22 protein-coding genes and 1 tRNA gene are annotated in these 26,305 nt (G+C 53.3%); 11 read left to right on the top strand and 12 right to left on the bottom strand.

All coding sequences use genetic code 11. The features are described from left to right. Positions 1-52: 52 nt before the first annotated feature. Positions 53-1,243 (bottom strand): ABC transporter substrate-binding protein, encoded by a 1,191-nt coding sequence (locus tag AC3CB2_RS16185; protein WP_008552698.1) that lies wholly within the window; start codon positions 1,241-1,243, stop codon positions 53-55. A 210-nt stretch (positions 1,244-1,453) separates the two neighbouring features. Between AC3CB2_RS16185 and AC3CB2_RS16190 the strand changes: the two genes are divergently transcribed. The 3 genes from AC3CB2_RS16190 (at position 1,454) to AC3CB2_RS16200 (ending at position 5,559) form a co-directional block, all read left to right on the top strand. After that, the gene (locus tag AC3CB2_RS16190; protein ID WP_352934329.1) at positions 1,454-2,260 is read left to right on the top strand and encodes an IclR family transcriptional regulator; all 807 of its coding nucleotides are present in this window, start codon (positions 1,454-1,456) and stop codon (positions 2,258-2,260) included. An 83-nt stretch (positions 2,261-2,343) separates the two neighbouring features. Next, entirely contained in the window at positions 2,344-3,429 is a 1,086-nt protein-coding gene (locus tag AC3CB2_RS16195; protein ID WP_352934332.1) for an ABC transporter ATP-binding protein, read from the top strand. Positions 3,430-3,720: 291 nt separating this feature from the next. Next, positions 3,721-5,559 (top strand): B12-binding domain-containing radical SAM protein, encoded by a 1,839-nt coding sequence (locus tag AC3CB2_RS16200; protein WP_352934335.1) that lies wholly within the window; start codon positions 3,721-3,723, stop codon positions 5,557-5,559. 421 nt (positions 5,560-5,980) lie between these two features. Here AC3CB2_RS16200 and AC3CB2_RS16205 read toward each other — a convergent pair whose 3' ends face one another. The 6 genes from AC3CB2_RS16205 to AC3CB2_RS16230 form a co-directional block, all read right to left on the bottom strand. Continuing rightward, complete coding sequence (locus AC3CB2_RS16205; protein WP_352934338.1) at positions 5,981-6,412, bottom strand: cupin domain-containing protein; 432 nt, start codon at positions 6,410-6,412, stop codon at positions 5,981-5,983. 198 nt (positions 6,413-6,610) lie between these two features. Further along, positions 6,611-7,486, bottom strand: a complete 876-nt coding sequence (locus tag AC3CB2_RS16210) for an alpha/beta hydrolase (RefSeq protein ID WP_352934341.1) — start codon at positions 7,484-7,486, stop codon at positions 6,611-6,613. A 16-nt stretch (positions 7,487-7,502) separates the two neighbouring features. Beyond that, entirely contained in the window at positions 7,503-8,093 is a 591-nt protein-coding gene (locus AC3CB2_RS16215) for an NADPH-dependent F420 reductase (protein WP_352934344.1), read from the bottom strand. Positions 8,094-8,508: 415 nt separating this feature from the next. Further along, positions 8,509-8,859: a winged helix-turn-helix transcriptional regulator gene (locus AC3CB2_RS16220; protein ID WP_008552743.1), complete on the bottom strand. Its 351-nt coding sequence runs from the start codon at positions 8,857-8,859 to the stop codon at positions 8,509-8,511. Between the two features lie 239 nt (positions 8,860-9,098). After that, a complete protein-coding gene (locus AC3CB2_RS16225; RefSeq protein WP_054784691.1) occupies positions 9,099-9,602 on the bottom strand; it encodes a GNAT family N-acetyltransferase in 504 nt (167 codons plus the stop codon). After that, positions 9,602-11,146, bottom strand: coding sequence for a class I adenylate-forming enzyme family protein (locus AC3CB2_RS16230; RefSeq protein ID WP_352934349.1), 1,545 nt, complete (start codon positions 11,144-11,146; stop codon positions 9,602-9,604). Before AC3CB2_RS16230 ends, AC3CB2_RS16225 begins: the two co-directional genes overlap by 1 nt. Positions 11,147-11,474: 328 nt before the next feature. On the opposite strand from AC3CB2_RS16230, the gene AC3CB2_RS16235 reads away from it, so the two are divergent. The 5 genes from AC3CB2_RS16235 (at position 11,475) to AC3CB2_RS16255 (ending at position 15,596) form a co-directional block, all read left to right on the top strand. Further along, complete coding sequence (locus tag AC3CB2_RS16235; RefSeq protein ID WP_352934352.1) at positions 11,475-12,137, top strand: DUF4386 family protein; 663 nt, start codon at positions 11,475-11,477, stop codon at positions 12,135-12,137. A gap of 113 nt (positions 12,138-12,250) precedes the next feature. Next, positions 12,251-13,762: an FAD-binding oxidoreductase gene (locus AC3CB2_RS16240; RefSeq protein ID WP_352934355.1), complete on the top strand. Its 1,512-nt coding sequence runs from the start codon at positions 12,251-12,253 to the stop codon at positions 13,760-13,762. Beyond that, positions 13,755-14,180: a DUF4383 domain-containing protein gene (locus tag AC3CB2_RS16245; protein ID WP_352934358.1), complete on the top strand. Its 426-nt coding sequence runs from the start codon at positions 13,755-13,757 to the stop codon at positions 14,178-14,180. The genes AC3CB2_RS16240 and AC3CB2_RS16245 overlap by 8 nt, the downstream gene beginning before the upstream one ends. After that, on the top strand, positions 14,167-15,240 hold the full coding sequence (locus AC3CB2_RS16250; RefSeq protein WP_352934361.1) for a hypothetical protein: 1,074 nt from the start codon (positions 14,167-14,169) through the stop codon (positions 15,238-15,240). The genes AC3CB2_RS16245 and AC3CB2_RS16250 overlap by 14 nt, the downstream gene beginning before the upstream one ends. 11 nt (positions 15,241-15,251) lie before the next feature. After that, the gene (locus AC3CB2_RS16255; RefSeq protein WP_352934363.1) at positions 15,252-15,596 is read left to right on the top strand and encodes a hypothetical protein; all 345 of its coding nucleotides are present in this window, start codon (positions 15,252-15,254) and stop codon (positions 15,594-15,596) included. Between the two features lie 92 nt (positions 15,597-15,688). On the opposite strand, the gene AC3CB2_RS16260 is transcribed toward AC3CB2_RS16255, so the two are convergent. From AC3CB2_RS16260 to AC3CB2_RS16280, 5 genes are all read right to left on the bottom strand, one after another. Continuing rightward, positions 15,689-15,763: transfer RNA gene (locus tag AC3CB2_RS16260), tRNA-Gln, on the bottom strand. Between the two features lie 160 nt (positions 15,764-15,923). Next, complete coding sequence (locus AC3CB2_RS16265) at positions 15,924-19,328, bottom strand: efflux RND transporter permease subunit (protein ID WP_352934367.1); 3,405 nt, start codon at positions 19,326-19,328, stop codon at positions 15,924-15,926. Between the two features lie 8 nt (positions 19,329-19,336). Then, complete coding sequence (locus AC3CB2_RS16270; protein WP_014284073.1) at positions 19,337-20,491, bottom strand: efflux RND transporter periplasmic adaptor subunit; 1,155 nt, start codon at positions 20,489-20,491, stop codon at positions 19,337-19,339. Further along, positions 20,488-22,050 carry an efflux transporter outer membrane subunit gene (locus tag AC3CB2_RS16275; RefSeq protein WP_352934370.1) on the bottom strand — a complete coding sequence of 521 codons (1,563 nt, stop codon included), beginning with the start codon at positions 22,048-22,050 and terminating at the stop codon, positions 20,488-20,490. Before AC3CB2_RS16275 ends, AC3CB2_RS16270 begins: the two co-directional genes overlap by 4 nt. A 274-nt stretch (positions 22,051-22,324) precedes the next feature. Further along, a complete protein-coding gene (locus AC3CB2_RS16280) occupies positions 22,325-23,449 on the bottom strand; it encodes a glycosyltransferase (protein ID WP_352934373.1) in 1,125 nt (374 codons plus the stop codon). 375 nt (positions 23,450-23,824) lie between these two features. Here AC3CB2_RS16280 and purU point away from each other — a divergent pair, with 375 nt between their 5' ends. The 3 genes from purU (at position 23,825) to AC3CB2_RS16295 (ending at position 26,245) form a co-directional block, all read left to right on the top strand. Beyond that, positions 23,825-24,682, top strand: a complete 858-nt coding sequence (purU, locus tag AC3CB2_RS16285; protein ID WP_008552676.1) for a formyltetrahydrofolate deformylase — start codon at positions 23,825-23,827, stop codon at positions 24,680-24,682. Positions 24,683-24,690: 8 nt separating this feature from the next. Continuing rightward, a complete protein-coding gene (locus tag AC3CB2_RS16290; RefSeq protein ID WP_014284069.1) occupies positions 24,691-25,617 on the top strand; it encodes a bifunctional methylenetetrahydrofolate dehydrogenase/methenyltetrahydrofolate cyclohydrolase in 927 nt (308 codons plus the stop codon). A gap of 196 nt (positions 25,618-25,813) precedes the next feature. Beyond that, positions 25,814-26,245 (top strand): type III secretion system chaperone, encoded by a 432-nt coding sequence (locus tag AC3CB2_RS16295; RefSeq protein WP_352934378.1) that lies wholly within the window; start codon positions 25,814-25,816, stop codon positions 26,243-26,245. Positions 26,246-26,305: the final 60 nt, after the last annotated feature.

Raw genomic sequence — 26,305 nt, forward strand, 5'->3', positions numbered from 1 at the left:
GCATAGGGTGGCGAATTCTTCCGCCACCCTACGTATAAATTCCGCTTTCCTACTACTTGTAAACGCGGGTGCGGATCTTCTCGAGACGCTTGAGAATGGCGTCTGCACGGTCTGGTTTCACCATGAACTCCTGGAAGCCTTCCATGCCAGCCTTGGCCATTTCTGCCGGAGCATCACGGTCATAGAACTGTGCCAGCGCGTATGCGTTGGAGAGCATGTCAAAGCCCTGCTGCAGGATGCGCTCTTCAGGACGCTCTGCACCTGAGTTTACCGGCAGCTGACCAAGTGTGATGTTGGTTGCTGTCTGGACATCTGCGCGTGCCATATACGCGAGGAACTTCTTGGCATCCTCTTTGTTCTTGGCTTTTGCAGGAATGTGAATGGTGTCCGTTGGTGCATCTTCAGCCATTGGAATGCCCGGAGTGATTTCCGGGAACTGCATGAAGCCGATCTGCTCTTCCTTCAGGCCACCGTTTTTAAACACGTCCACCGCGAAGTTGCCCATCAGGTACATGGCGGCTTTGCCCTGTACGAGGTTTGGCACAGCATCCTGCCAGTCGAGCGCCGGGTGGTTGGTGTTGTAGTAGCCAGGCTTGACCAGCTCGGACCACTTGTCGAACACCGCTTTCACGCGGTCATCAGTGTAAGCCACCTTGCCTGATGTGAGGTCCATGTGGAACTCGTAGCCGTTGACGCGCAGGTTCATATAATCGAACCAGCCGCCGGTTGGCCAAAGAGCTTTGGTGCCGATGGTGAATGGCGTGATGCCTGCTTCTTTAAGCTTGGCGGATGCTGCAACCAACTCGTCCCAGTTGGTTGGAACAGCAATGCCCTGCTCTTCGAAGATATCTTTGCGGTAGTAGATGCCCCACTGATAGTAGGTATAAGGCACCCCCCACTTCTTGCCATCAATGGTCATGGATGCTGCGGCTGATTTCAGCTGTTCATTGAGACCATTTTCTTCCCAGACATCGGTGACGTCTTCAAACAGACCGGCATTGACGAATGGTGCCATGCGGTTGCCCGCGTACCATGTTGCCAGATCCGGCGCGTCTGCTGTGAGGAAGTTGCGAATGGAGGTTTTATAGCCCTCCTTATGCATCGTGTTGACGATGACGTTCACGTCCGGGTTCTCCTTGGAGAAGCCAGCCACGATGTCTTCAAATGCTTTTTTTGGAGCCGGGTCCGTCTGGTCGAGATTGATGATCAGATCGCCAGCGGCATATGCGGAACTTGAAATCATAAATGCTGCAGCGAAACCGCCCGCAGCTACTTTGCTAAAATTAAACACCTAAACCTCCCAATATCGCCAAGATAAAAGTTCCACTGAATGAAACTTTGTTTTGACCATTGAAATAGTTACGTGCTAGTGCATAATTGTCAACCAAAGGAACTAGGAAGGGATCTGTATGAAAATTGCAGATTTCCGGAACGGGTAAGGAAACAACAGGAAATGGGCGCACAAACCCTGAGTATCTCTGAGGAAACCGAACAAGACCTCACCAGCCCCATTTCCAAGGCACTGGTGGTGCTGGACGCGGTTGCGCTGGCAGAATCACCCCCACGGTTCGTAGAGCTTTTGAACGCCTTGCCGCTGAGCCGGGCCACCTTGCACCGTCAATTGCGACAGTTGGTGAAGGAAGGCATGCTGGTTCATGACGAGGTGCATCAGACCTATTCCATCGGCATGCGGGTGTTGCGACTGGCGCATTCTGCGTGGAGCCGGGCGAGCCTTGCCAGTGTGGCGCGGGACAGCCTTGATCGGTTGAGTGCGCAGATTCCAGAGACCATCCATCTGGCGGTACTGGACAACAATCAGGTGCTTTACGTGGACAAGCGGTTGCCGCCGCGCAGCGTTTCCATGTTCTCCAGCCCGGGCAAGATTGGCCCTGCCTACTGCACCGGCGTTGGCAAAGCGATGCTTTCGGCTTTGCCTGAGGCGCGGCTGGCAGAAGCCATCCGGGCGCAATCGTTCCAGCGGCATACAGCCAAGACATTTGTGAACGAGAAGATGCTGCGTGATGAGCTGGCCCGTATTCGTCAGCGTGGACATGCGTTTGATGATGAGGAGCATGAGGACTCCATCATCTGCGTGGCCTTGCCGATCCTGAACAAACGCGGGGAGCCGATTGGTGCGCTTTCCGTGACCAGCACAACCTATGTGACCTCGCTGGACAAGATGGTCGAGACGTATTTGCCCGCCATGACACTGGCTGTTCAAGAGATTTCAGAGAATGCCCAGATTGCGCTGGGAGTTTGATTTTATGACTTAAATCCTATTGCGTGCGGGGCTTTGGGAGGCCTCCGCGCCGATATTGAAGACATATTCCGGGAGGGGAACTGATGACCGCAGTTGTGTTGCGCGATCTAAAGAAGAGTTATGGCGACACGCAGGTGATCCATGGCGTGGATCTGGACATTGAAGACGGCGAGTTTGTCGTGTTCGTTGGCCCTTCCGGCTGCGGAAAATCCACTTTACTGCGGACGATTGCCGGGCTTGAGACCAGCAGCAGCGGGACCATCCATATTGCGGATGAGGATGTGACGGACATCGACCCTTCTCAACGCGGCATTGCCATGGTGTTCCAGAGCTATGCGCTCTATCCGCATATGACGGTTGCCGAGAACATGGGCTTTGGCCTGAAGATGACCGGTCATTCCAAGGATGAGATCAAGCGGCGGGTGGATGAAGCGGCTCGTATTCTGAAGCTGGAGGAGTATCTGGCCCGGCACCCGAAGGCGCTTTCTGGTGGGCAGCGGCAGCGTGTGGCGATTGGCCGTGCGATTGTGCGCAATCCGAAGGTGTTCCTGTTTGACGAACCGCTTTCCAACCTTGACGCAGAGCTGCGCGTTCAGATGCGCATTGAGCTGGCTAAACTGCACAAGGAGGTGGACGCCACCATGATCTATGTGACCCACGATCAGGTGGAAGCCATGACGCTGGCGGACAAGATCGTGGTGCTGGAAGGCGGATACATCCGGCAGGTGGGCAAGCCGCTGGAACTTTATGACGATCCGGCGAACCAGTTCGTGGCCGGTTTTATCGGCTCGCCAAAGATGAACTTCCTGAGTGGCAAGGCCGTTCGCTCAACGGATGCTGGGCTGGAGATTTCCGTTTCCGGTTTTGAGGGGCAAACTCTGCTGGTGCCGGGGATAACCTCTGCTGTGATGGAAGACGCCGTGCTGACCGTGGGCATTCGCCCGGAGCACTTTGTGGTTGGTGATGGTGGTGTTGGTGCCGATATGAGCGTGTCGCTGGTCGAGAACCTTGGCGAAACCAGCTACGCCTACTGCACTTTGCCGGATGGCGTGCAGGTGATCGCCGAAAGCCGCGGCAACCGCCTTGAGCAGAACAGCGAAGTCCTGCGGCTGACCTTGCCCGCATCACGGGCCTTGCTGTTCAAACCCGACGGCGAGCGCCTGCGCTGATTGCTGCAAGGCTCGCTGCTGCTGTTGTTTTGAACAGCTGGAGGGAAAACCTCAGGGCGGCGTGTATAAGCATCCCGCGGATTATGAGTTACGAATATTCGAGTGATCTCGTGATACCTATTGATAAGTCTAGGCTATTTCCGAAATAGCCTTTTCTTTCTATTGAGTTACTCCAAAATTGAATGGCTCCCCAATCAACAAAATGCCTTAGTTTACGCAGAGTACTCTTTCTGGATGGCGCTAGTAGATAGCTTAGTGCCCGTCTTTTCTGCGTTATAAAGGCATTAACTTATGGGCATTCATTATGATGTTGGCAGAAAATCACGGGCAGACGTCCAAGGGAAGTCCAGCAAGTTTCACTTCATAATCATCAAGCCTACGCATTACGATGATGAGGGCTATCCCATTCAGTGGCTCCGCTCTGCCATTCCTTCCAACACGCTTGCCTGCCTTTATGGTCTGGCGGAGGATTGCCAGAACAGGAACGTGCTGGGTGATGGCGTGGAGCTGAAGCTTCACAGTTATGATGAAACGAACAGGCGGGTGAAGCCGGAGCGTATCGCCAGGATGGTGCGCAAGGATGGCGGCAGCGCCTTGATCGCATTAGCAGGCGTGCAATCCAACCAGTTTCCACGGGCGCTGGATCTGGCGCGTCAGTTCAGAGCGCTTGATATTCAGGTGTGCATCGGCGGTTTTCACATCTCAGGCTGCGTCTCCATGCTTCCTGAGATTCCGCAGCAGATTGTCGACGCGCAAAATGAGGGCATCTCGTTTTTTGCGGGTGAAGCTGAAAACCAGCGGCTGGATGAAGTTTTAGATGATGCCCTGCATGGCACCCTGAAGCCGCTCTATAACTTCATGAATGATCTGCCGAATTTGGACAGTCAGCCCGATCCGATTTTGCCGCAGAAGCACATCATCCGGACGGCTGGCTCCCACTCCTCTTTCGATCTGGGGCGCGGGTGTCCCTATCAATGTTCATTCTGCACCATCATCAATGTGCAGGGCCGCAAGAGCCGCAGCCGATCAGCGGATGACGTTGAGCGCATTATTCGCCGCAACTACGCGCAGGGGATCAATCGGTTCTTTATCACCGACGATAACTTTGCACGGAACAAGGATTGGGAAGCGCTGTTTGATCGCATCATCGATCTTCGCCAAAACCATGGGTTCAATATCAAATTCATCATTCAGGTTGATACCCTGTGCCATCGCATTGACCGGTTCATTGAAAAGGCGTGTGCGGCGGGTGTAACCCGGGTCTTCATTGGATTGGAGAACATCAATCCAGACAATCTGCTGGCTGCGAAGAAGCGCCAGAACAAGATCACTGAATATCGCGAGATGCTGCAGGAATGGCGGGCTCACGGCGCAACAACATATGCAGGTTATATCCTTGGTTTCCCCTCTGACACACGCGAAAGCATTCTGCGGGATATCGAGATCATCAAGAAGGAACTGCCGCTGGATCTGCTGGAGTTCTTCTATCTGACACCTCTACCCGGTTCTGAGGATCATCTGAATTTATATCGTAAAAACATATGGATGGACGAAGACCTCAACAAATACGACCTGAACCATCGGGTCGCGCATCATGACAAGATGAGCGATGAGGAATGGGAGAGTGTGTATCTGGAAGCGTGGATGACCTATTACTCTCCAGAGCATATCGAGACTGTTCTGCGAAGAGCGGCAACTCATCCTAAGGGACGTCCAAGCAACAAGCTCTTTTTAATGCTGTTTTTCTATCTCATGGTGAAGCTGGAGGGTGTCCACCCCCTGGAAGGCGGTTTCTTCCGCCTGAAGTACCGAAAAGACAGACGCAGCTCGCTGCCACTGGAAAGCCCTTTCGCTTTTTATTCCAAGTACTTTGCTGAGATCATCAGCAAATCCATGAGCTACCTGAAGGAAGGCTCCCGCTACTACTGGCTCTATTACAAGCTTCTCAAAGCGCCTGACCGCAAGAACTACAGTGATACAGCCCTGCAAAAAAGCAGCGATGAAGAAGAAGAAGGCCTGCGCCTTTACAAAGACACCGCCGGAGGAGAAGCCGCCGTCGAGAAAAAGAAAAAAGCACAAGCCCTGCGGGATCGGGTTGCCGCGAAGAAAGTCGGTGCGCAGTACAATTGATTTGGTGGGTTGCGGGGAACGCAGACCTTAGATGCATTGCGGAGGTTAAGGTAAGTGAGAGCTTGTTGCTCGTGTGGAGAGCCAGCGACGAACCTTCGATTACTTCGAGTAGGTTTGAAATGCTTTGCCATGTCGGCGAAGTCTCGAGCTAAAGTGCGCTTTGAGAACTTTCCGATTACCTTAGCAAATGGACACTTTGGATTGGCACAAGCAGCCCCAGCACTCTTGAGAGAGGACCGGGGCGAGGTGTTGCAGTGAGCTGCAATGATTGGGAGATGTGTTGCCTCAAACAGGCAGTAAGTTGAGGGACTTATGGGCCTGCTTGAGGCACACTCAGTTTTTGTTGTTATGGGAGTAACAAGTTGCTTTCACACGGTTGCTGAGCAGGTTGCTCTGTTATGAGCGGTAGCCTGCTTCTAACTTATTGAGGGAAGGCAATGTCGCGGGTGCCGTTGAAGTCGAGCACGTTGATGCAGACTTCCGGGCCAGCACAGCGATCTGAGTGAACATCATCTGCTTTGATGCGGACGAATGCGTTTTGTGCAGTGATAACTTCTCTGCCTTCCTCATCGGTATGTGCCCAGTTTCCCTGAATTGCCATACCCCAGTAGTCGTTGGAGTGCGTGTGAGGTGGTATGCCGACCCCAGGCTGGATGCGGAAAGCATAGACAGCGCTGCCGTCTTCTTCCTTACCCCACAGAACGGCCATTTCAGCCCCTTCCAGCCCCGTTTCCTGCCATGCCACATCGTCAAATTTGAAGATGTGTTTTTCCTCTGCCGCTTGAGCTGATGCCAATAAACTTGCCATTGCAGCTGCGGTGAAAATTCCGGTCATTACTTGCTTCATAAACATGGGTTGTCTCCATTTTTTTGAGAGTTCAGCTGCTCTGATTTTAAAAGTATGGACAGCTGTTTGCGGTGCAGGTTGATAGGGTCTGCACATTGTTTGAGAAGGCAAATCAGTGAGGCTGCGCACAAGGCGCACTCCTTCATTGGCAGAACACCACTGTTGCTGCCTTCCATTCATTTTGTTGTTTTGCGGATCAGTCGCTCAAAGAACTCGTGACAAGAACTCGACTGCCTGTGACACGGTGGCCTTTACGATCTCAGGATTATCGTAGATATCCGTCTGCCCTTCTGACGTAACAACTGCTTGTTCTTTAGGCCCTGGCACTGCCTTGTAGAACTTATCTGCCCACGATGGGTTGAGGGCATTGGGCCCGTGCGCCATGAGAAAGGGCATCTTGATGTGCGGCGCAGCGCTTTGTACGTCGAACTCCAGAAAGTACTCGCGCGACATGACGGCGAAGCGATTTTCGTAGTTCGGATGAACGGCTCGCTTTGTGTAGTAGTCGAATGTAGATTGCATTGTCATTGCAGCATCCTGGTCCAGCGCTGCTGCAGGGATGGTTTCGACACAGCCTGTCGCCTCGTAATGCATCCGTGCCTTCTTGCCCTGCGCAACTTTGTCGGCAAAGCCTATTGGATCAGCAGCTTTCATGGCTTCGACATCACGGTAGTATCCCGCAATCCCAACAAAACCGCGAATGTCCGACCGGTTTGCAATTGCATGTGCCATGTAACCACATCCAAGGCAGATGCCGACTGCACCTATCTGATGCGAGGCAACTTCAGGCAGAGCTGATAGGGCATGAAACGCTGCTTCGAGATCCGCAATCTTGTCCTTGTAGAATTCATAGTGCCTTGGTTCCCCGGCGCTTTCACCAAAGTGGCGATGGTCAAACGCCAATGCGGCAATACCCTGTTTGGCCAACTCAGCAGCATAGGTTCCCGTCACTTGCTCCTTTACGGATGTCATTGGGCCGCAGGTCACGACAGCGGGGTGAACACCTTTGCTGGAAGGCAAATGGAGATTGCCAATGAGTTGACCTCCTGCAACATCAAAGCTGATCCTTTTGATCGGCATCTTCAGAGCCTCTCATCTAACCGCGATGGTACAGAAATGCCGCGTTGGTTCCTCCGCCTTGTCCAACAGCCAACTCAATATTCAGGTGCGCTACTGCTTCCAGATAGCGTGCAACCATCAACTTATTGGCTGTGACAGGCGCAAAACCGATGCTTTTTGCGAAGTCAGCAACTGTCTTAACTGCATCATCATGGTCGGAGGCGACGAAAGCTGTCACTGCGCTGCCATTGCGCGAAAGACCTTCTGTATTCATGATGTCTGCGAAGACTGTGTTGAAGGCTTTTACGATTTTGGAGTTCGGCAGGAGCTTTGCGATCTCTTCTCCGGCTGAGGTGTTTTCTCCCAATATGCGTGGTGACCAATCATCATTGAGGGGATTTGTTGCATCAATCACGACCTTCCCGGCAAGCAACTCGCTCAACGGTTTCAGTGCATCTTCCACGGCGTGATAATGGACGGCGATGAGGACGATATCGCCGTGTCTGGATGCATCAGCAAGTGAGGCTTCTCCTTTACGGCTGCCAACCAGCACATCATGTCCTGCTGCGCGGGCCAGTTCTGCAAGGCGCGTGCCAACGTTGCCTGCACCTAAGATTCCGATTTTCATCTGCTGCTCCAGTCTTGCTTCAAGATGGAGTATAAATCCGCAATCTAGTATCTATAGTCAATTAGGTACCTGATGGTAACTATGTGCGTATTTTGGCTTTGGCGATAGGAAATGAGAGCAAGTGGTAAGCTAAACGAAGGTGCCACATTCATGATAAAACTAATTATTTCAATTGGTTATCATGGATGCAAAGCAAGCACTGGAGCGTGTCCATTTTTGAGCTTAGAAGAGCAGGAAATTTTCACCCACTCCTGTTGTTGCTCGCTTAATGCATCAATTTTCGATGGAGTTGATAGGTGCGATGAACGCGAGTTAGCACCTTATTGGAGGCGTTACTGGGAAGATTTGATTGAGCAGACGCGATGGGCGCAATGTGATGTGCAGCAGTTCGTTTCTGCCTCTCCCATCTCACGTGTTACTGCGCCACAATCTCATTGAAGTGGGCTTCACACCACTGCTTGATTTGCTTGATGAGAGGCAAGAGGTCTTTGCCTAAGGCGGTCAGCTCGTATTCCACTCGCAGCGGCATTTCATCATAGACCTTCCGCGTGAGGAGTTTGTCCTGCTCGAGGTTTCGAAGAGTTTGGGTCAGCATTTTTTGCGAAACGCCTTCCACCTTCCGCTTCAAATCTCCAAACCGTAGTGGCCCACCCTCAAGAGCAACAATCGTAAGCATTGTCCATTTTTCAGCTAACCGCACCAGCACCTGCCTCGACGGGCAAATCGCCACAAACGCATCCGGCTCAACTTTCTCGGCACTGCTCATTTGGTCACCTTTGGGTACTTGGGGAGGAATGGTTACTAGAAGTCCATCTACACCAAGCCGCTATACCGGACAAGAAAAACTGAGCTGCTGCTGACTGTTAAGCGATAACGCTACAAGCTGCCATCATCGCAACAGACTGATATAGCTATAATATTTCCAATCTCAGCATGAGTTAAACGAGTTTGTGGGCAGCAGCCCCACTCTTCCCTTCCCACCGGTGGCACGCCTGAGGGTTCTCCTCAGGCTATCTCCTCAGCGTAAAACGGGAGATGTTTGCGGAGGCGGATGTAGGTGATTTCGCAGTTGAGGTCTTCGTCGAACTTGGTTGCCTCGAACACGTCCTCATACTTCATGTGGTGATAGAGGCCCAGAGCCCGATCGTTCTGGATGAGAACCGAGATTTCTGCGGTGTGGTAGCCGCGGGCTGCGATGCGGCGTTCGGCTTCTTCCACCAGTGCGGTGCCCAGTCCGCTGCTTTCGTAGTCCGGATCGATCCAGAGGTCGGTGATGAAATTGTCTGCGTGCTCTGTTGCTGCAAAGCCGAGCACGCGGTCTTCTTTCACGGCCACCACAATCTGATCCAGACAGGCACTTGCAAAATCCGTGAAGGACGCTTTGCTCATGGTGTCGTGTGCCACCTGAGGCACGTGGGGGCCGATGCCCCGTTTCCATGAGGCCAGACCGACTGTTCCGATCTGCGAGATATCTTTTGAGCGAGCACTACGAATTTCAAAGGTCTTCATCAGACTGATCCACCTTTCTCCGGTCCCTTCAGCATCTCCCGCAAGTCTCGCTTCAGGATCTTGCCGTAATTGTTTTTCGGCAACTGCTCCATAGCGATGTACTGCTTCGGACGCTTGAAACGCGCGATGTTGTCAATGCAGAGCTGGTCGAGCTCTGCGAAATCGACGGTCTTTCCCTTTTCTGGAGAGATGATAGCCACCACCTCTTCGCCCCACTCTTCATGGAACCGACCGACTACTGCGACTTCAGATACATCCGGATGCATCAGCAGAATTTCTTCCACTTCGCGAGGATAGATGTTGGACCCGCCCGAGATGATCATATCCTTTGAGCGGTCGTGCATGGTGAGGAACCCATCCTCATCCAGCGCACCCATGTCGCCTGTTTTCAACCAGCCATCGATGATCGTGGAGGCCGTTGCGTCCTCATTGTTCCAATAGCCCAGCATGACTGCTGAACCGGACACGACAATCTCGCCAATCTCACCATTGGGCAGGTCTTTCATGTCCTCTCCTACCACACGGACACGAGACGCGACTTGAGCTACCCCAACTGACTTCAATCTTTCTTGCCATCGGGGATGTTTTCTGTCGCACACCTGCTCGCGGCTCAGCACGGTGATGGCCATGGGGCATTCACCCTGCCCGTAGATCTGCGCGAAGCGTGGGCCGAGAACGTCAACGGCTTCAACGATATCGGCGAAATACATAGGCCCGCCGGCGTAGATGATGGTGTCCAGCCCCTCGCCTGTTGCGCCTTTGGCTTTGGCGACTTCCACCAGCCTGTGCACCATTGTGGGGGCCGCAAACATGGCGATCCTGCCGATTTTTGGAGCGATTTCCAAAATCTCGGCTGCGTCAAATCCGCCTGAGACCGGACAGACATGCCTGCCACCAGCCACAACGTGCATGAAGCTGTAGATTCCCGCACCGTGAGACATGGGGGCTGCGTAAAGCGTGGCGTCTTCGTGCGTGGGTGTGCCAATGCCTGCATAGTAGCCGAACATCATGCTCTGAATGTTCTGCGAGGACATCATCACCCCTTTGGGGCGGCCTGTGGTGCCGGAGGTGTAGAACAGCCAGACCATATCCTGCGCGTCGATCGGCACCGGCTCTGCCAGAGGCTCTGCCTTGAGCATGTGCTGGTAGCTGTCCTGATCCACCGAGATGACCTTGGTTTTGGTCTGGTCGATTTCCTTGATCAGATCCTCGCCCACATCATCAGAGATGAAGACGGCTGTGGCTTCGGCGTTCTCAATGATCCACGCGGCTTCCTTTGGGTGCAGTTTTGCGTTGATCGGGATTGCTGCGGCACCAGACCACCAGATGCCGTAGCTGGCTTCCAGATATTCACTGCGGTTTTTCATGAAGATGGCAACGCGGTCGCCTCTGGCCACACCGTAGTCCCGCTGCAACGCGCCGGCGATGGCTGCGGAGCGTGCGCCAAACTCGCCATAGGTTGCCATCTGCTGCGTTCCATGAAAGAGCGCAGGTGCGTCCGGTGTTATTCTGGCTGTACGGGCCAGCCACTCTGCCAGGTTCATTCGGTCTCCCCCCTCAAATCAGATTGCTTCCCTCAAAAGCAATCCTGCTGCCGCCGTCTCATCGCCTTGCAGTTCATGGCGATAACGCACTGTTCACTCACGTATTGTTATTGGTCTGGGAGCGTCGTGGTGACGAATTCTGGTTGGCAGCTTCACTCAAACTTCAAGATGCGCATACTATAGTTTTTTGCAAGTCTGGGTATACGCCTCTTGTTTAACGCAATTTCCAAGTTTACGCTGCGGCTTTCTGCACTTTACATCTCTTTGTTGCTCAGAACATCCCATGTTCTGCATAAATTCAACTCATGGTTTTATAAGGACGCCTGTGATGAACCTTCAAAAAGCTGGCGGAATAGCATCTCTTATTGAAGCGGCCACCTACATCATTGGTTTTGCTCTTTTAACGACTTTGCTGGCAGATGCAGGCTTTGGAGAAGACGGCAGTGATGCGAACCTGCTGGCATTCATCGTGTCCAATCAGAGCCTTATGTACCTCTGGAATTTCATCATTTACATCGTCAACGCAGTGTTTCTGGTGGTGCTGGTGATTGCTCTGCATGACCGGTTGAAGGCAGCAACGCCGGGTCTTTCACAGATAGCCGCCGCTTTTGGATTGATCTGGGCCGGATTGGTTCTGGCCAGTGGCATGCTCGCCAACATTTCTCTGGCTGAGGTTTCTGCCCTTTATGCGCTGGACCATGACGAAGCGCTGGTGATGTGGGCGACCTTGAGCAACGTGCAGGAAGGCATTGGTGGTGGGAATGAGATCACCGGTGGGCTTTGGGTGCTGCTGCTGTGCTGGGCAGGCCTGCGCGGTTCCAGCCTCTCAAAGGGCCTGAGCTGGCTTGGCGTGATCATCGGTCTGGCTGGTATTGCCACGGTTGTTCCGGGTATGAGCGAGCCGGGTGGTATTGTCTTCGGCCTCGGCTTTATTCTCTGGTTCATCTGGGCAGGTGTTTATCTGCTCAGACATGGTGAGGCTTCCTCTTAGAAAGCAGCTCACCTACAGCCTGAAGCAATGATCTGCAAATAGCTCTTAGTTGCATTTGTAACGGGTAACACTTACCTGTGATGAATATTCATTTGATCATTGCTGAGGCATTTATGGGTAAAATCAGTAGAAGAGCTTTTCTTCTTGGCGGAGCCGCGTTTGCAGGGGCTGCCGGTTATCATTTTCTTTCACCCTCCCCTCGTTCCTATGGCGGCGCTTTTCCAATTGAGCCGCAATCCGAGACAACCGGCACCCTTTTGAGCGATGCTGGAGAGCTGACGCAGGTTCGCATCAAGAAGCACGAGACCTTCTCTGGCCTTTCCAGTGATGCGCTGCGCAAAGAGATGGCAGCACAGCTGAAGCAGGCGGCAGATGAGAACCACCCTGTGATGGCAAGTGTTGCCCGGCATTCCATGGGCGGCCAATCTCTGCCCACCAACGGGGCTGCTCTCTCCCTGCACGGCGGATCGATTGAACTGTATCCGGAACGCAAGACCTATACGGTTTCAGGCGGTGTGCGGTGGCATGAGGTTATCTCAAAGCTGGATGAAAACGGCTTTTCACCTGCTGTGATGCAGTCCAACAACGATTTTGGCGTGGCCAGCACATTTTCCGTCAATGCACACGGCTGGCCGGTACCATTTTCCGGGTGTGGGTCAACGGTTCGCTCGCTGGAGATCATACTTGCTGATGGTCAGATGCAGCGTTGCAGTCCTTCGCAGAACAGTGAGCTGTTCAACGCGGCGATGGGTGGTTACGGGCTGTTTGGCATCATCACTGAGCTGGAACTGGATATGGTTCCCAACAGCCGGTTGGAGCCGGAGTATATCGAGTTGCCATCTGCTGAGTACGGCCTGCGTATGCAGCAGGTGTTGGCAGAAGATCCTTCCATTCAGATGGCTTATGGCCGCATGAACGTGGACATTGATCGCTTTTTTGAAGACTCGATGCTGATCGTCTATCGCCCGACTGACGATCAGTCTGACCTGCCAGCTGCAAGCGGTTCTGGTTTTATCAGCAAGGCCTCCCGGCATATTTTCCGCGGTCAGCTGAACTCTGAGGGCATCAAGAAGGTACGTTGGGGGATTGAAACCGGGATCGGAGCTTCCCTGAACAGCGGCCCTGTCACCCGCAACAGCTTGCTCAATGAGCCCGTTGTTACGCTGGATGATAAAGACCCGACCAGAACCGACATTTTGCATGAGTACTTTGTTGAGCCAGCCCGTTTTGCCGAGTTTGTGCAGGCTTGTCAGGATGTCATCCCCTCCTCCTATCAGGAGCTGCTCAACATCACTCTGCGCTACGTTCGCAAAGACACACAAAGCGTGTTGCCTTTTGCTCCGACGGACCGAATTGCAGCCGTGATGCTGTTCTCTCAGGAAAAGTCGAAGCGCGGGGAAGCGGATATGGCTCGGATGACCCGTAACCTCATCGAGCGCACGCTTGCCATCGGCGGTACCTACTACCTGCCTTATCGCCTGCATGCCACGCAGGACCAGTTTGAAAGATCCTATCCGAACCATCAAAGGTTCATTGAGCTGAAGCAGAAGTACGATCCGCAGATGCGGTTCACTAACCAGCTTTGGGACACCTACATGGCAGCAAAGGGGCCTTTGAATGTTTAGAAAAGTCGCATTTGCGTATGCCGTGATCCTGTTTGCTGTCACCTCGCTGAACTACATCCCCGGCATTCCGGATGAAAACGGGTATGTTTTCGGAATTTTTGCGCTAGATCTGTTTGACGACAGTCTTCATGCCGCCAGTGCACTATGGGCGCTTATTGCGGCTTTGATCTCGCAAAATGCCTCCCGGATTTTCCTGCGCTACTTCGGGGCGCTGTATCTGGCTGATGCGGTTTTGGGACTGCTGACAGGGTCTGGTTATCTGGATTTTGGCATATTTACGCTTGGCTTCCAGTCCTATCCGCTTGGTTTCAAGATACTCGCCAACCTGCCGCATTTTGCATTGGGCAGCTTTGCATTGGCAGCAAGCTTTTGGGGCGGAAACAGCATTGCGAAGGAGAGCCCAAGTGAAGCTTCTTAAACGGCTTTCCATCGGCCTTTTGTGTGTGCTTCTGGTGATCGGCATTGGTGCTGCAGCGCCTGTTCTTTATGTGGAACAGGCCTGCACCTCAGCCGAGGTTGCCGATACTTATCAAAGCACTCTGGAGCCTGCTCACAAACGCGAGGAAGCCCGCACGTTTCTGACTTATCCGGAATGGCACATCGTTTATGCCTATGAGGATTACGCCACAACGCTGGAAAACGGCATGCCGCATGAGTTCAACTATCTGAACGCTATTGGCAGTTTCTGGTCCAGTCTGTGCGCGCTGAAAAGTGAGGCTGATACCCGTGGTGCAGCTCAGTTTGACACCAAGGCCACCATTTACACCATCGGCATTAGTTTCTCTTTCGAGATGCTGATGAAAGCGGCCTATGAAGAAACTCTGGGCCGACTGGCTGCATTTACCAGCACAAACAACGCCTCTTTGCAGGATCAGTTGGAGTACAGCATTTCAGCTGAGTACGCCAAGTTCCTGCACCAGACGCCTTGGTACAAGTTCGACTTTGAGAGTGCGCGTGCAAAACTCAATCAAGCCGCAGCCAATGATGGGGTGCGCAGTTGGGAGCGCTGGTTTGCGCTGAACCTGGAGTGGTGGGCCAAAGCTCAGTATGCCAAAGCCATTGCTGCGGCGGTGGATACGATTGGCCACGACGAGCTGACCATGCGATCCGTCATCAGCAGTCCCCATGGTGCAGATGTACTTGCAGAGTATGATCTCAAGGTGGTTCAGCAGCTTGGCGAAAAGATCATCATCGAGACGCCTCGATATCGCAAATTTACAGAGCTGGCGCTGCGCCTTTCAAAAGACGGGGTTATGTTCCACGAGATTGCGGGCAATGATGATATTCTGATGTCTGTTTTGAAGCAGAGTTCAGCCAAGAACCCAAGCTTGTCAGCAGCTGCAATCCTTTCCGAAACAGAGCGGAATACAGGGGATCAACAAAGGTTACTCATTCAATCAAAGGTTCCAGCCCTTTCCGTCACACTCGATGAGCTGAAACAGCAGGGAATCACCATTGAGCACATCTATGACTACTAGCGAGGCCTGAGGTGAGCAAGTTCAAGCGTGTTGCTCTTATCCTTGCTGCCATCACACTGGTATGGGGGGCCATCGGGCTCGCCGTGCCCTTTGTTGGCAGTGTGGATGAGGTGGCTGTGCCCTATCCTCAAAACCTGCAGATGGAGTTGCTTCCTGCTTCCGTCAGGATACTGAGCTACGACGACAAGATCGCCGTGTTCGCAAGCGACACCCCACAGCTTGCCGCAAAGCTCTACAAAGCTGGCGCGTGGATCGTCCTCCCCGCCTCAAACGGCAGCTGCCTTAATCTGTCAGAACCGACGAAGCCTATTGGCAAACGGCCTGGTCCAGAAGATGTTGGGCTTTCAGAGAGCTGAGATGTGACAAAGGGGAAAGATCAGCACAGCTGTTTCCGAAACACAAACAGGCGCTTGCGCGGAGAACTATCAGATTAAATTTTCTGAGAAAATGGCTGGGGTGGTAGGATTCGAACCTACGATACACGGTACCAAAAACCGTTGCCTTACCACTTGGCTACACCCCATCGCTGTGTGTGGGCCGGGTTATAGCTTTATGATTTGGAATAGGCAACCACTCAATTTCTTTTTGCTGTGAGAAACTTACAAGTGTTCCACAGTTGGGTTTATTTCAGTGTGGCCCAGCAGATTTCTGCTGCTGTGATTTTCAAAAGGCTTTGTTTGATCTTAGGAGGCAGGGTCTGGTTCTCCGTCTCCTTTTGGCATTCCTTCTGCGTTTTCATCAGGTTGGGTCAGTTTTGAACGATCCTGTGCGATGAGCATGTAGACGTTGGGCACCACGAACAACGTGAAGAGCGTGCCGATGGACAGGCCGGTTGCGATCACCAGCCCCATGTTGAAGCGTGAGGCTGCCCCTGCACCGCTGGCCAGCACCAGCGGGATCACGCCAAGCACCATGGCGGCTGTTGTCATAAGGATCGCACGTAAGCGGATTTGCAGGGCGCCAACCACGGCTTCCCGTTTGGTTGCACCCTGATTTTCCTGAAGTTCGCGGGCAACTTCCACGATGAGAATGCCGTGCTTGGAGATCAGCCCCATGAGCGTGATGATGCCGACCTGCGTGTAAATGTTGATACTGGCCCCGCCCAGTCCGATGTTGATGAAGAACAGCGCTCCAGCGATGGACATGGGCACAGAGACGAGAATGATGATTGGATCGCGATAGCTTTCAAACTGGGCGGCGAGCGTCAGGAAGATGATGAGCAAAGCAAATGCGAAGGTAACCACAAAGCCACTGCTTTCCTGCTCAAACTGTCGTGATTGCTGGGCATAGTCGACATCGTACCCTTCTGGCAGTTCTTCTGCCGCAATCTGCTGCAGAACCTGCAAGGCTTCTGCCAGAGGCACGCCGAAGCTTGGCACCCCAGAGAGAGTCATGGAATTTTGCTGCTGGAAGTGAGGGATGAACTCTGGCGTAACTTGCATATCAAGCGTTGCCACACTGGAGAGAGGCACAACGGTGCTTTGCGGGGCGATGCTGGTTGAAGAACCACTGCCGCCTGAACCACCTGATGCAAATGTGGTGGTTGTCGTGACAGGAGCGGATGCACTGCTTTGTCCAGCACCACTGCTGCTGGCAAAACCGCTGGCAGCTGGGTTACTGCCGGAGCCGCTGCTGAAAGCTGCACTGCCACCACCACCGCTAGCCCCACCGCCACTGCCAGAGGCCGCGCCGCTCTGCGCGCCGCCGGAGGTTATGCTGGTTTGCGATCCAGCAGATGCGCCGCCACTCGAAGACCCACTGGGTGTGGACGTGCTGTTGGGTACACTGATGTAGGTGTCGAGAAGCTGCTCCGGGTTGAGGCGGTCGTATTGAATGATCTGCGGAATAACCCTGTAGGAACGGCCATCAAAATCGAAGTAGTTGATGTAGCCGCCGCTCATCATAGCCGTCAGAGATTGGCCAACATCCTGTAGCGTGAGACCGAGTTCGGCGACCCGATCGCGGTCAATGTTGATTTTGCCCTGCGGTTTGTCGATCTTCAGATCCTTATCGATGAAGATGAACTTGCCGGAGTTCTGCGCTTCTTCCAGAATCTGTGACCCAACTTCGTAGAGCTTCTCGACGGGTTGGGTGGTCTTGATGACGAACTGAACCGGCAAGCCGCTACTGCCCGGTAGTGGTGGGTTTTGGAACATCACCGTTTCAAAACCTGTTACCCCTTCCATGAAAGGCTGCATTTCGTACTGCAACTCAGTCGCTGTTTTATCGCGCTCATCCCATGGTGTGAGCAAGACACCGGACAGAACGCTGGAAGAGAGCACTAGCTGGAAGACGCCTTCAACCTCAGAGTACCCATGAGCAATACGGTAGATTTCCTCGGTGTAGAGCATTTTCTGCTGCAAGGTGGCGGAAGGTGCTGGCGTTGACTGGGCTAGCACCAACCCCTGATCCTCCTGAGGGGCTAGCTCTTGCTGCGAGGTGGAGTAGAGGACCGGAATACTGGCGAGGATCAGGAATGCGAACGTGAGGACGACCGGGCGATTATCCAGAGATGCTTCCAGCGCACGCAAATAGCGTTTGCGGAACCGGTCGTAGATATCGTCCACCGTTCTGGTCAGAGCATCATCCCAACCGGTCGACTCCTGAGATCTGGCCTTCAGGATTTTGGAACTCATCATCGGCGTGAGTGTAAGTGCTACAATGGCAGAGATGGTCACGGAACCAACCACTGTGAAGGCAAACTCTGTGAACAGCGCTCCTGTCAGACCGCCCTGAAATCCGATGGGGGCGTACACGGCGACGAGCACCACAGTCATCGCGATAATGGGTCTGCCCAGATCCTGCCCGGCCTGTACGGCTGCGCGGAACGGCGTACTGCCCTCAGAGATATGTCGTTCTACATCTTCCACCACGATAATCGCATCATCCACCACGAGGCCAATGGCGAGCACCAGAGCAAGCAGGGTCAGCAGGTTGATGGAGTAGCCGAGCACCAGCATGATGAAGAACGTGCCGATGAGCGAGAGCGGGATTGCGATGACCGGAATGGCAACGGTGCGCGGTGAGCCAATGAAGAGGAAGACCACGAAGGTTACGATCACCAGTGCCTCAACAAGTGCGCTGATCACCTCATCGATTGCAGCGTTGATGAAGAGGCCGGAGTCGTAAACGATTTTGGCTTCCAGTCCTGGTGGCATGGCTGCCTGAACGTTTGGGACAAGCTGGCGCACCTCCTCCAGCATGGCGAGCACGTTTGCAGATGGGGCCGCTTGGACACCGAGATAAACGGCGGGTTTTCCTGAGTAGAGAACGGCTTGGTCATAGTCCTCGGACCCCAGCACCACTCTGCCCACATCGCGCAGACGAATAATGGCACCACCGTTTTGGGCAACTGCCAGCTCGCGGAACTCTTCCACATCCGTCAGATTGGTATTGGCCGTCAACTCCACCTGCACCATCTGCCCTTTGGTGTTGCCAACCCCGGAAATGAAGTCGTTTCGAGCCAGAGCGTTTGAGACATCGGTGCCTGTCAAACCGTAAGCCGCCAGCTTTTCCGGATAGAGCCAGACACGGATAGCAAAGCGTTTTTCACCATAAAGCTCAGCGTTCTGTACGCCTTCAATGGCCTGCACCTGCGGCTGGACCACGCGGACGATGTAGTCCGTGAGCTGGTTCCGGTCGATCACGTCTGAGGTGAAGCCAATGTACATGGCATCGATGGTTTCACCGATCTGAATGGTCAGTACCGGGTTCTGGGTTTCCTGCGGCAGCTGGTCGAGCACCGAGCTGATCTGGGTGTTGATCTCCGTCAGCGCTTTATCAGCATCATAGTTGAGCACCAGATTGACTGTGATGGTGCTGACCGTGCTGGCGCTGGTGGAGGTCATGTAGTCAATGCCATTGGCCTGTGCGATGGCTTCTTCCAATGGGGTGGTGATGAAGCCTGCAACAGTTTCAGCACTGGCACCAAACAGAGTGGTGGAGATGGTGATGACGGCGTTTTCTGTTTTGGGATACTCCAACACTGGCAGCAGGAAGATGGCACGCAGGCCCAGCGCCAAGATCATCAGGCTGATGGTGGAGGCCAGAACGGGGCGACGAACATAGATCTCAGTGAAGCTGTTCATGGCCCCTCCTACTGCTCGACTGGTTTCGGGTTAGGGTCATTGAGCGGCAGAACAGAGTTGTCGATCACCACCTTGGAGCCATTGCGCAGTTTGAGCTGCCCAGCGCTCACCACCAGTTCGTCCGCTTTGAGGCCCTTGGAGATGACAATTTGATCGCCTCGTTTTGAGCCCGTTTCGATGAAGCGCTGTTTGGCGGTGTAGACCGGCTTGTTCATGTGCATTTCGTCTGTCTTGGTCAGCACATACACCGTGATGCCGTAGGAGTTGTAGGTGACAGCTGTTTGTGGCACCGTCACTTGTTCCTTTGGTGCTGAGACCACAGTCTCTACATCCGCGAACATGCCCGGAATCAGCTCTTTATTGGGATTGGCAAAGCGTCCACGCACTCTGGCATTACCGTTGGTCACGGTAACCTGCGCATCAACAGCGACCACTTTGCCTTTGATCGTCAGATCAGGATAAGTATCGACCGAGACCTCGATCTCCTGCCCCTGTTTGATCGTGCTGAGAAAGCGCTGCGGGATGTAAAAATCAACGAAGAGATCATCGAGCTGCTGAAGGTTGACGTACGCCTGACCCGGGTTGAGAAGCTGCCCGACACTCACTTGCCGAATGCCCAGTCGGCCAGAGAATGGTGCGCGTATGTTTTTCTTTGCAATGATCGCCAGTTGGTTCTGAACCTGCCCCTGAAGGTTCTTGAGGTTTGACCAGTCGACATCGATCTGCTGCTTGCTGACGGCGTTGACTTTGTACTGCTTCAGATCTCTATCGAGGGTCTGGCGAGCCAGAGTTTCCTGAGCTTGTAGGGACTTCAGCTGCGCCACTTCTTGCGTGGTGTCCAGCTCAATCAGCAACATGCCTTTTTGGACATCTTCGCCGGAAGAGAAGTTGATATGTGTGATTGTGCCCGGCAGTTCAGGGGTCAGGTCTGTTCCCATGATGGCGATAAGCGTGCCGACGGCAGAGACTTTGTCCGTCCAAAGCTGCTTGGTGGCTTTGTAAGAGGAGACGGTTTCGATCTTGTTCTGCAGGCCTGAGACAATCTTACTGAGAACCCGGCCTTTATAAAGCTGGAATGCATAGAGACCACCAAACGCGATGCCCACACAGATCAGCATGATGATCATATTCTTTTTGATGTTGGGCTTTTTGTGTTCGCTCATGGCTGGTTCACCGGCTGTATCTGCTTGCGATTAAACGGCGGTACAGCCGAGATGATGGTGAGAGGTCTTCCGTCCCTGATTGGCGCAGCATTCGGGCGGTTCCACCAACCTCCGCCCAGCGCGATGAAAAGAGCGACTGTATCTGTGAAGCGGGCGGCCTGAGCCTGCACCAAATTGATTTTCGCTTGCTGATAGGTCTGCACTGCGAGCAGAAGTGTTGTCAGATCGATGGCGCCCACATTGTATTGCTGCTGTGTCAGGCGTAGGCTTTTTTTGGCAGAACGTTCCGCTGCCAAGCTGGCTTTCAACGCACGAGCATCATTCTCCAGCGCGCTGATGGCATTGGCTGTATCTCCAAATGCGGTCACAACGGTTTCACGGTAATTGGCGGCTGAGGCTTCAAAGGCAGCAACAGCGGCCTTGCGCTGACTGTTTAGCGCTCCAGCATCAAAAATAGTTTGCGCGATTGATGTGTTGATTTGCCAGGCACCTGTTCCAGAAAAGAACAGGCGATTGAAGACATCAGATTCGTTGCCAACATTCCCAGTGATTTGAAAACTAGGAAGCTGGGCTGCCAGAGCAACGCCGATATTTGCACTAGCCTGCCAGAGCTGCGCCTCCGCAGAGCGCACGTCTGGCCGTTGAGCAACCAGTTCTGATGGTAAGCTCAAAGGCAACTTTCGTGGCAACTTCAGATCCGAAAGATCAAACTCCTTCACGATGTTCTGGGTCGGATAGAAACCACCCAGCGTCTTGATCTGGTTCTTCTGAACAACCAGTTGTTGTTGCAGGGGTGGCAGCGTCGCTTTGGTTTGCTCCAGTGTTGCAAGCTGTTGCAGGACCTGACTTTCATCCACACCACCCAGCCTGAACTGCGCCCGCAGAATGGAAAGCTGCTTCTGCTGGACCTTGATGATTTCTTCCGTTGCACGGATCTGGCCCCTTAGGGAGGCCTCAATAATCACTGCATTCAACAGGTTGGATGTCAGCATCAGATGCGCTGCCTCCACCTGAAACTGAGTGTATTGGATGTTCGCGACTTGCGCTTCAATGTTTCGGCGTGTGCCTCCCCAAACGTCGAGCGTATAAGAGATGGCCAGTGATAAGCTGTAGGTCGTGAAGAACGGATTCAGGTTTGCCACGATCTCACTGGCACCGCCCCCACCAATCGGGAACTTTTGCCGGTTGCGACTGGCATTACCGGTGACTGTTGGGTAGAGCGCAGCACCAGCAGCATAGGCGTTTTCCTGTGCCTGCCTGAGATTGGCTTCTGCCTGCGCGATTGTGGGACTGTTAGCGACAGCGAGACTTACATAAGTATTGAGGGCCTCAGATTCGAACAGCTCCCACCACTCTCCGGGCAGGTCTCTTTGAGTGGAGAAGTTTTGTGAGGCCCCGCCTTGTATGTCTGCAGAAACTGTAGCGCCAGGATCATTTCGGACATAGCGGGCCTCGGGGGAGAGTTCAGGACGCTTAAAGTCCGGGCCAACCATACAGGCGGAAAGCAAAAAGAGCAGAGTCAGTCCTGAACGCCCACGCAACGCAGGCGCAAGAGACATCGTCTTCTTGCTGCTTAACCCGTACCAGAAACTCAACAGTGGTGCTCCAATGACCTGTATCTTTTATTGGCGGAGAACGAAGCTGTACGCACACTTAAACACTGGCCAAGAACACGGCTTACCTTAGGGTACTTGATGCTGATTTTGCAGGTCAAACACGCTTGTGATGTGGGATGGGTTATCCCAAACTAATGGCGTGATGCGTCCTATTTTACCTAGTTATATTAGATGGTTAGGCCGCGAAATCCTATGGGATGCGTGTTTTCGATGTGGCTTAGTGCAGGTTTGACACACGCTCAGAAATCATGGAGAGAAGCAGCTTCTCATAGGCATCGATTGCACGTTCCTGAGAGAAGTCTCTTGCTCGGGTCGCCAGTGTATCATCGGAGCGGTCGCACTTAACGGCTGCAAGGATTGCTTCTGAGAGCTTGTCGGCATCACCAGCAGGAACGAGCCAGCCGTTGCGAACGTCGCTGAGCACTTCCCTCGCCCCTGCTCCACTGTCGAGAGCAATGACTGGTGTGCCGAGAGCCATGGCGCGGACCATCTCTCCGGGAACGCTGTCTTGCTGCGAGGTAGAGACATAAACGTTGGCGGCGCGTAGAAAGCGTTCCGGTTTCTCGACTTCTCCCGGCATGGTGACGATGTCATCCAATGCGAGGTTTGAGGCCAGCAAACGCATTTCCTCCTGATCCTCACTCTGCCCAAGAAGATAAGCCCGCAGGTTGTCTTTGTAGCGACTAAGGGCCATAGCGCGCAGGAGTTGGTGGTTGGCATTTTGGCTGGCTGTTCCACCCACACTGATCACCTTGCTGGCCCCATGGGGATCGAACCAATCCTCCTCAATGGGCTCCGCTGCCGTTTCAAACACGTTCATTTCGACAAGAGGATTGTAGATAATGCAGGTCTTTTCTTTGGGCACTTGCTCGCAAAGATCAACCACATGCTCAATGGACTTGAGCGTACAGATTACCCTGTCAGCCTCGCGATAGAGCAGAGGAACTGCGATGGTTGCTGCACTCTTTTGGGTTTCTATCGCCAGATTGCTGGAGATGGTCACTGAAGAATGCAGCGTGATTGCAACGGGCACTTTGAGACGAGAGCGGGTTTTAACGGCGCTAAGGCAGGCGATGTTGCTGCCGGTGCCGTGAGACAGAATGATGTCCGGCTTTTCTTTCTCCACCATGCGGGCAACACCAGCAGCAGCGGCGGCAGCTCTGGCTTTTTCCAGAAAGACTGGTGTGATGCGCGGTGAGTAGTGGGAGAGATCTCTTGGCTTACCGGTAAGGGTAATCAGCGTGATGTTGTGTTGGCGCGCGGCAAGACCGTTGGCGACCACCTCAGTGATCTCTGTAATGTCTTCATCAAGGAAGCTTTCCTGAACAATAAAGAGCTTCATGACGCGCCCCCGGCCCCCCGGTCGATCTGGTGCGTCTTCAGACACCCAGAAACCTGGTTCAGAGAGCTCGCACCGAAGCTCAATCTAGAAATCTACGGTGTTGTTCTCAATCTGGTTGATTTGATACCCGGTTATCTCCCAATGCAATTATCAGGGTAATTTCGTACTTGGCACCCCATGTCCGGCACATCTGGATCTGTCCGCACAAGCTTAGTGGTTTTATTGGTTTCTACCGCTGGTATGAAAATGAATCACATTGCTGCAGCACAACACTTTTTTCTGCATTTCAATGATGATTTGCCCTTTAAAAATTAGGAGCTCCCGCCTATTGTGCGCGGCAGCAAATTCAGTTCAAACGTGTAGATTAAGCCTCCTATGAACACTCAGGCAAACTATGTGCTCACCCTTTCCTGCGGAGACAGAAAAGGGATCGTTGCAGCGGTTGCTAACTCAATCGCTTCTCAAAACTGCAACATCTGCGAGAGCGCCCAATACGGCGATCCGGAGACCAACCGCTTCTTTATGCGCATTTCTTTCAATGCACCTGAAGGGATGACCAAAGAGCAGTTTGAAGAGGGCTTTGGCCCTGTGGCAACGGGCTATGGTTTTGACTGGAAAGTGCATGACCTTTCCAAGAAGCCACGTGTTCTGGTGCTGGTTTCCCAAATGGGTCATTGCCTGAACGATCTGCTCTACCGTAATTCCACCGGTCAACTGCCGATGGATCTGGTGGCGGTTGCTTCCAACCACACCAAGTATCAGTCTCGCGTTGAGCATGAGCAGATCCCATTCCATTATCTGCCGGTGACCAAAGAGACCAAGGCTGAGCAGGAAGCCCAGATTGTGGAGCTGGTGGAGCGCGAAAACATCGATCTGGTGATCCTTGCGCGTTACATGCAGATTCTCTCCAACGAGCTTTGTGAGAGGCTGGCTGGCAAGGTGATCAATATCCACCACTCTTTCCTGCCTAGCTTTATAGGTGCAAAACCTTATCACCGGGCCCATGCACGCGGCGTCAAGATGGTTGGTGCCACAGCGCACTATGTGACCGCTGACCTTGACGAAGGCCCGATCATCGAGCAAGACGTGAGCCGGGTTGAACACTTCCATTCGGTGAACGAACTCATTGCCCAGGGGCGTGATACGGAAAGTCAGGTTCTTGCTCGCGCTGTCCGCTATCATCTGGAGCACCGAATCCTCCTTAACGGTGACCGTACCGTGATCTTTAAATAGGACTTGCCATGAGTGAGGCTCTTATTATCGACGGCAAAGCCATTGCTGCATCTGTAACTGACGAGATCACTGCGCGTGCTGCGCGGCTTGAATCTGAAACAGGTGTCAAGCCAGGGTTGGCTGTTGTGATTGTGGGTGAAGACCCTGCCAGTCAGGTTTATGTACGCAACAAGGGCCGGACTGCAAAAGCATGTGGTTTCAACTCCATCACGCACACCTTGCCGGCTGATGTGAGTGAAGAAGAGCTTCTCGCTCTTGTGACGAGTTTGAATGAAGACGAAGCTGTTCACGGTATTCTCGTGCAGCTGCCTCTGCCAAAGCACATCAACGAGAACAAAGTTCTTGATCTGATCAAACCTGAAAAAGACGTCGACGGGTTCCACCCGATTAACGTTGGTCTTCTGGGCAGCGGCAACACGGACCGTGCACTGGTACCGTGTACACCGGCAGGCAGCGTGCTGCTGGCGAAGAAAGCACTGGGCGACGACCTTTCCGGCAAAACTGCTGTGATTGTTGGCCGTTCCAACATTGTCGGGAAGCCAATTGCACAGTTGCTGCTGCAAGAACATTGCACTGTGACCATCGCGCACTCCCGTACAAAGGACCTACCCGATGTGGTCCGCAGTGCAGATATCGTGATTGCTGCTGTTGGTCGTCCGCAGATGATCAAAGGCGATTGGCTGAAGCCGGGTGCTACCGTGATTGACGTTGGTATCAACCGCATTCCTGCACCTGAGAAGGGTGAAGGCAAGACCCGCCTTGTTGGTGATGTGGCGTTTGATGAAGCGCTTGGTCACACAGCGGCGATTACGCCAGTTCCACGCGGTGTTGGGCCGATGACCATCGCAATGCTGATGAGCAACACGCTAACCGCTGCACGCCGCCTGATGGGCTTAAGCGAAGAGCCGCCGCTCTTTGAAGCGCTGAACAGCTAAAACAGATTTTCAGGAAAGGCTCCGAAACTCCATCGGAGCCTTTCTTTTTTCAGCAGCGCTCCTATCCTGCACGCCTTTGTGCTTTACAGCACATTGTTTTTATTTGCACTTTTCTCACTGGTTGTAATTTCTGGCACATCACACGCTTTGGTGCATCGCTAGCTTCTTCTCAAGCTATGTGATTGAGGAGATGCAAATGCAGAGTGCGGATCGTGTCACCGCAGTTATAGGCCAAACACTTGGCTTACCTGAGTTGGCGTTTGATGAATCCGGCCATGCGGAGCTGGTGTTTGAGGGCAGCTTTTCTGGCTTTTTAAGCCGCGTCGATGACAGCAATCTGGAGTTCAGTTTTTATCTGCCAGATCTGAATCTGAGCGATCCGAGCATCTTGATGGCAATGCTCACAGCGAACTGCCGTGGGAACGCGACAGGCTCAGGTCGGCTGGCGATTGATGAAGGCAGTATGCAGGCGCTCTATTGCGAGCGCTGGAGCGTTGCTGATGTGCAGGAGCACAAAGTCCCTGAACGACTGATTGATCTGGTTTCAACTGCAGCCTTCTGGCTTGCAGAGGGCACACACTCCGTGCTTCAGAGCACCTCCGCAAAAGCACTTACCACCGCCTCTTAGTGCTGAAAAGAACAGAGCTTTCTGACGTGAAACACTAATCTGATCGCAACAGACAAATAA

This window comes from Pseudovibrio sp. SCP20, assembly GCF_057774105.1.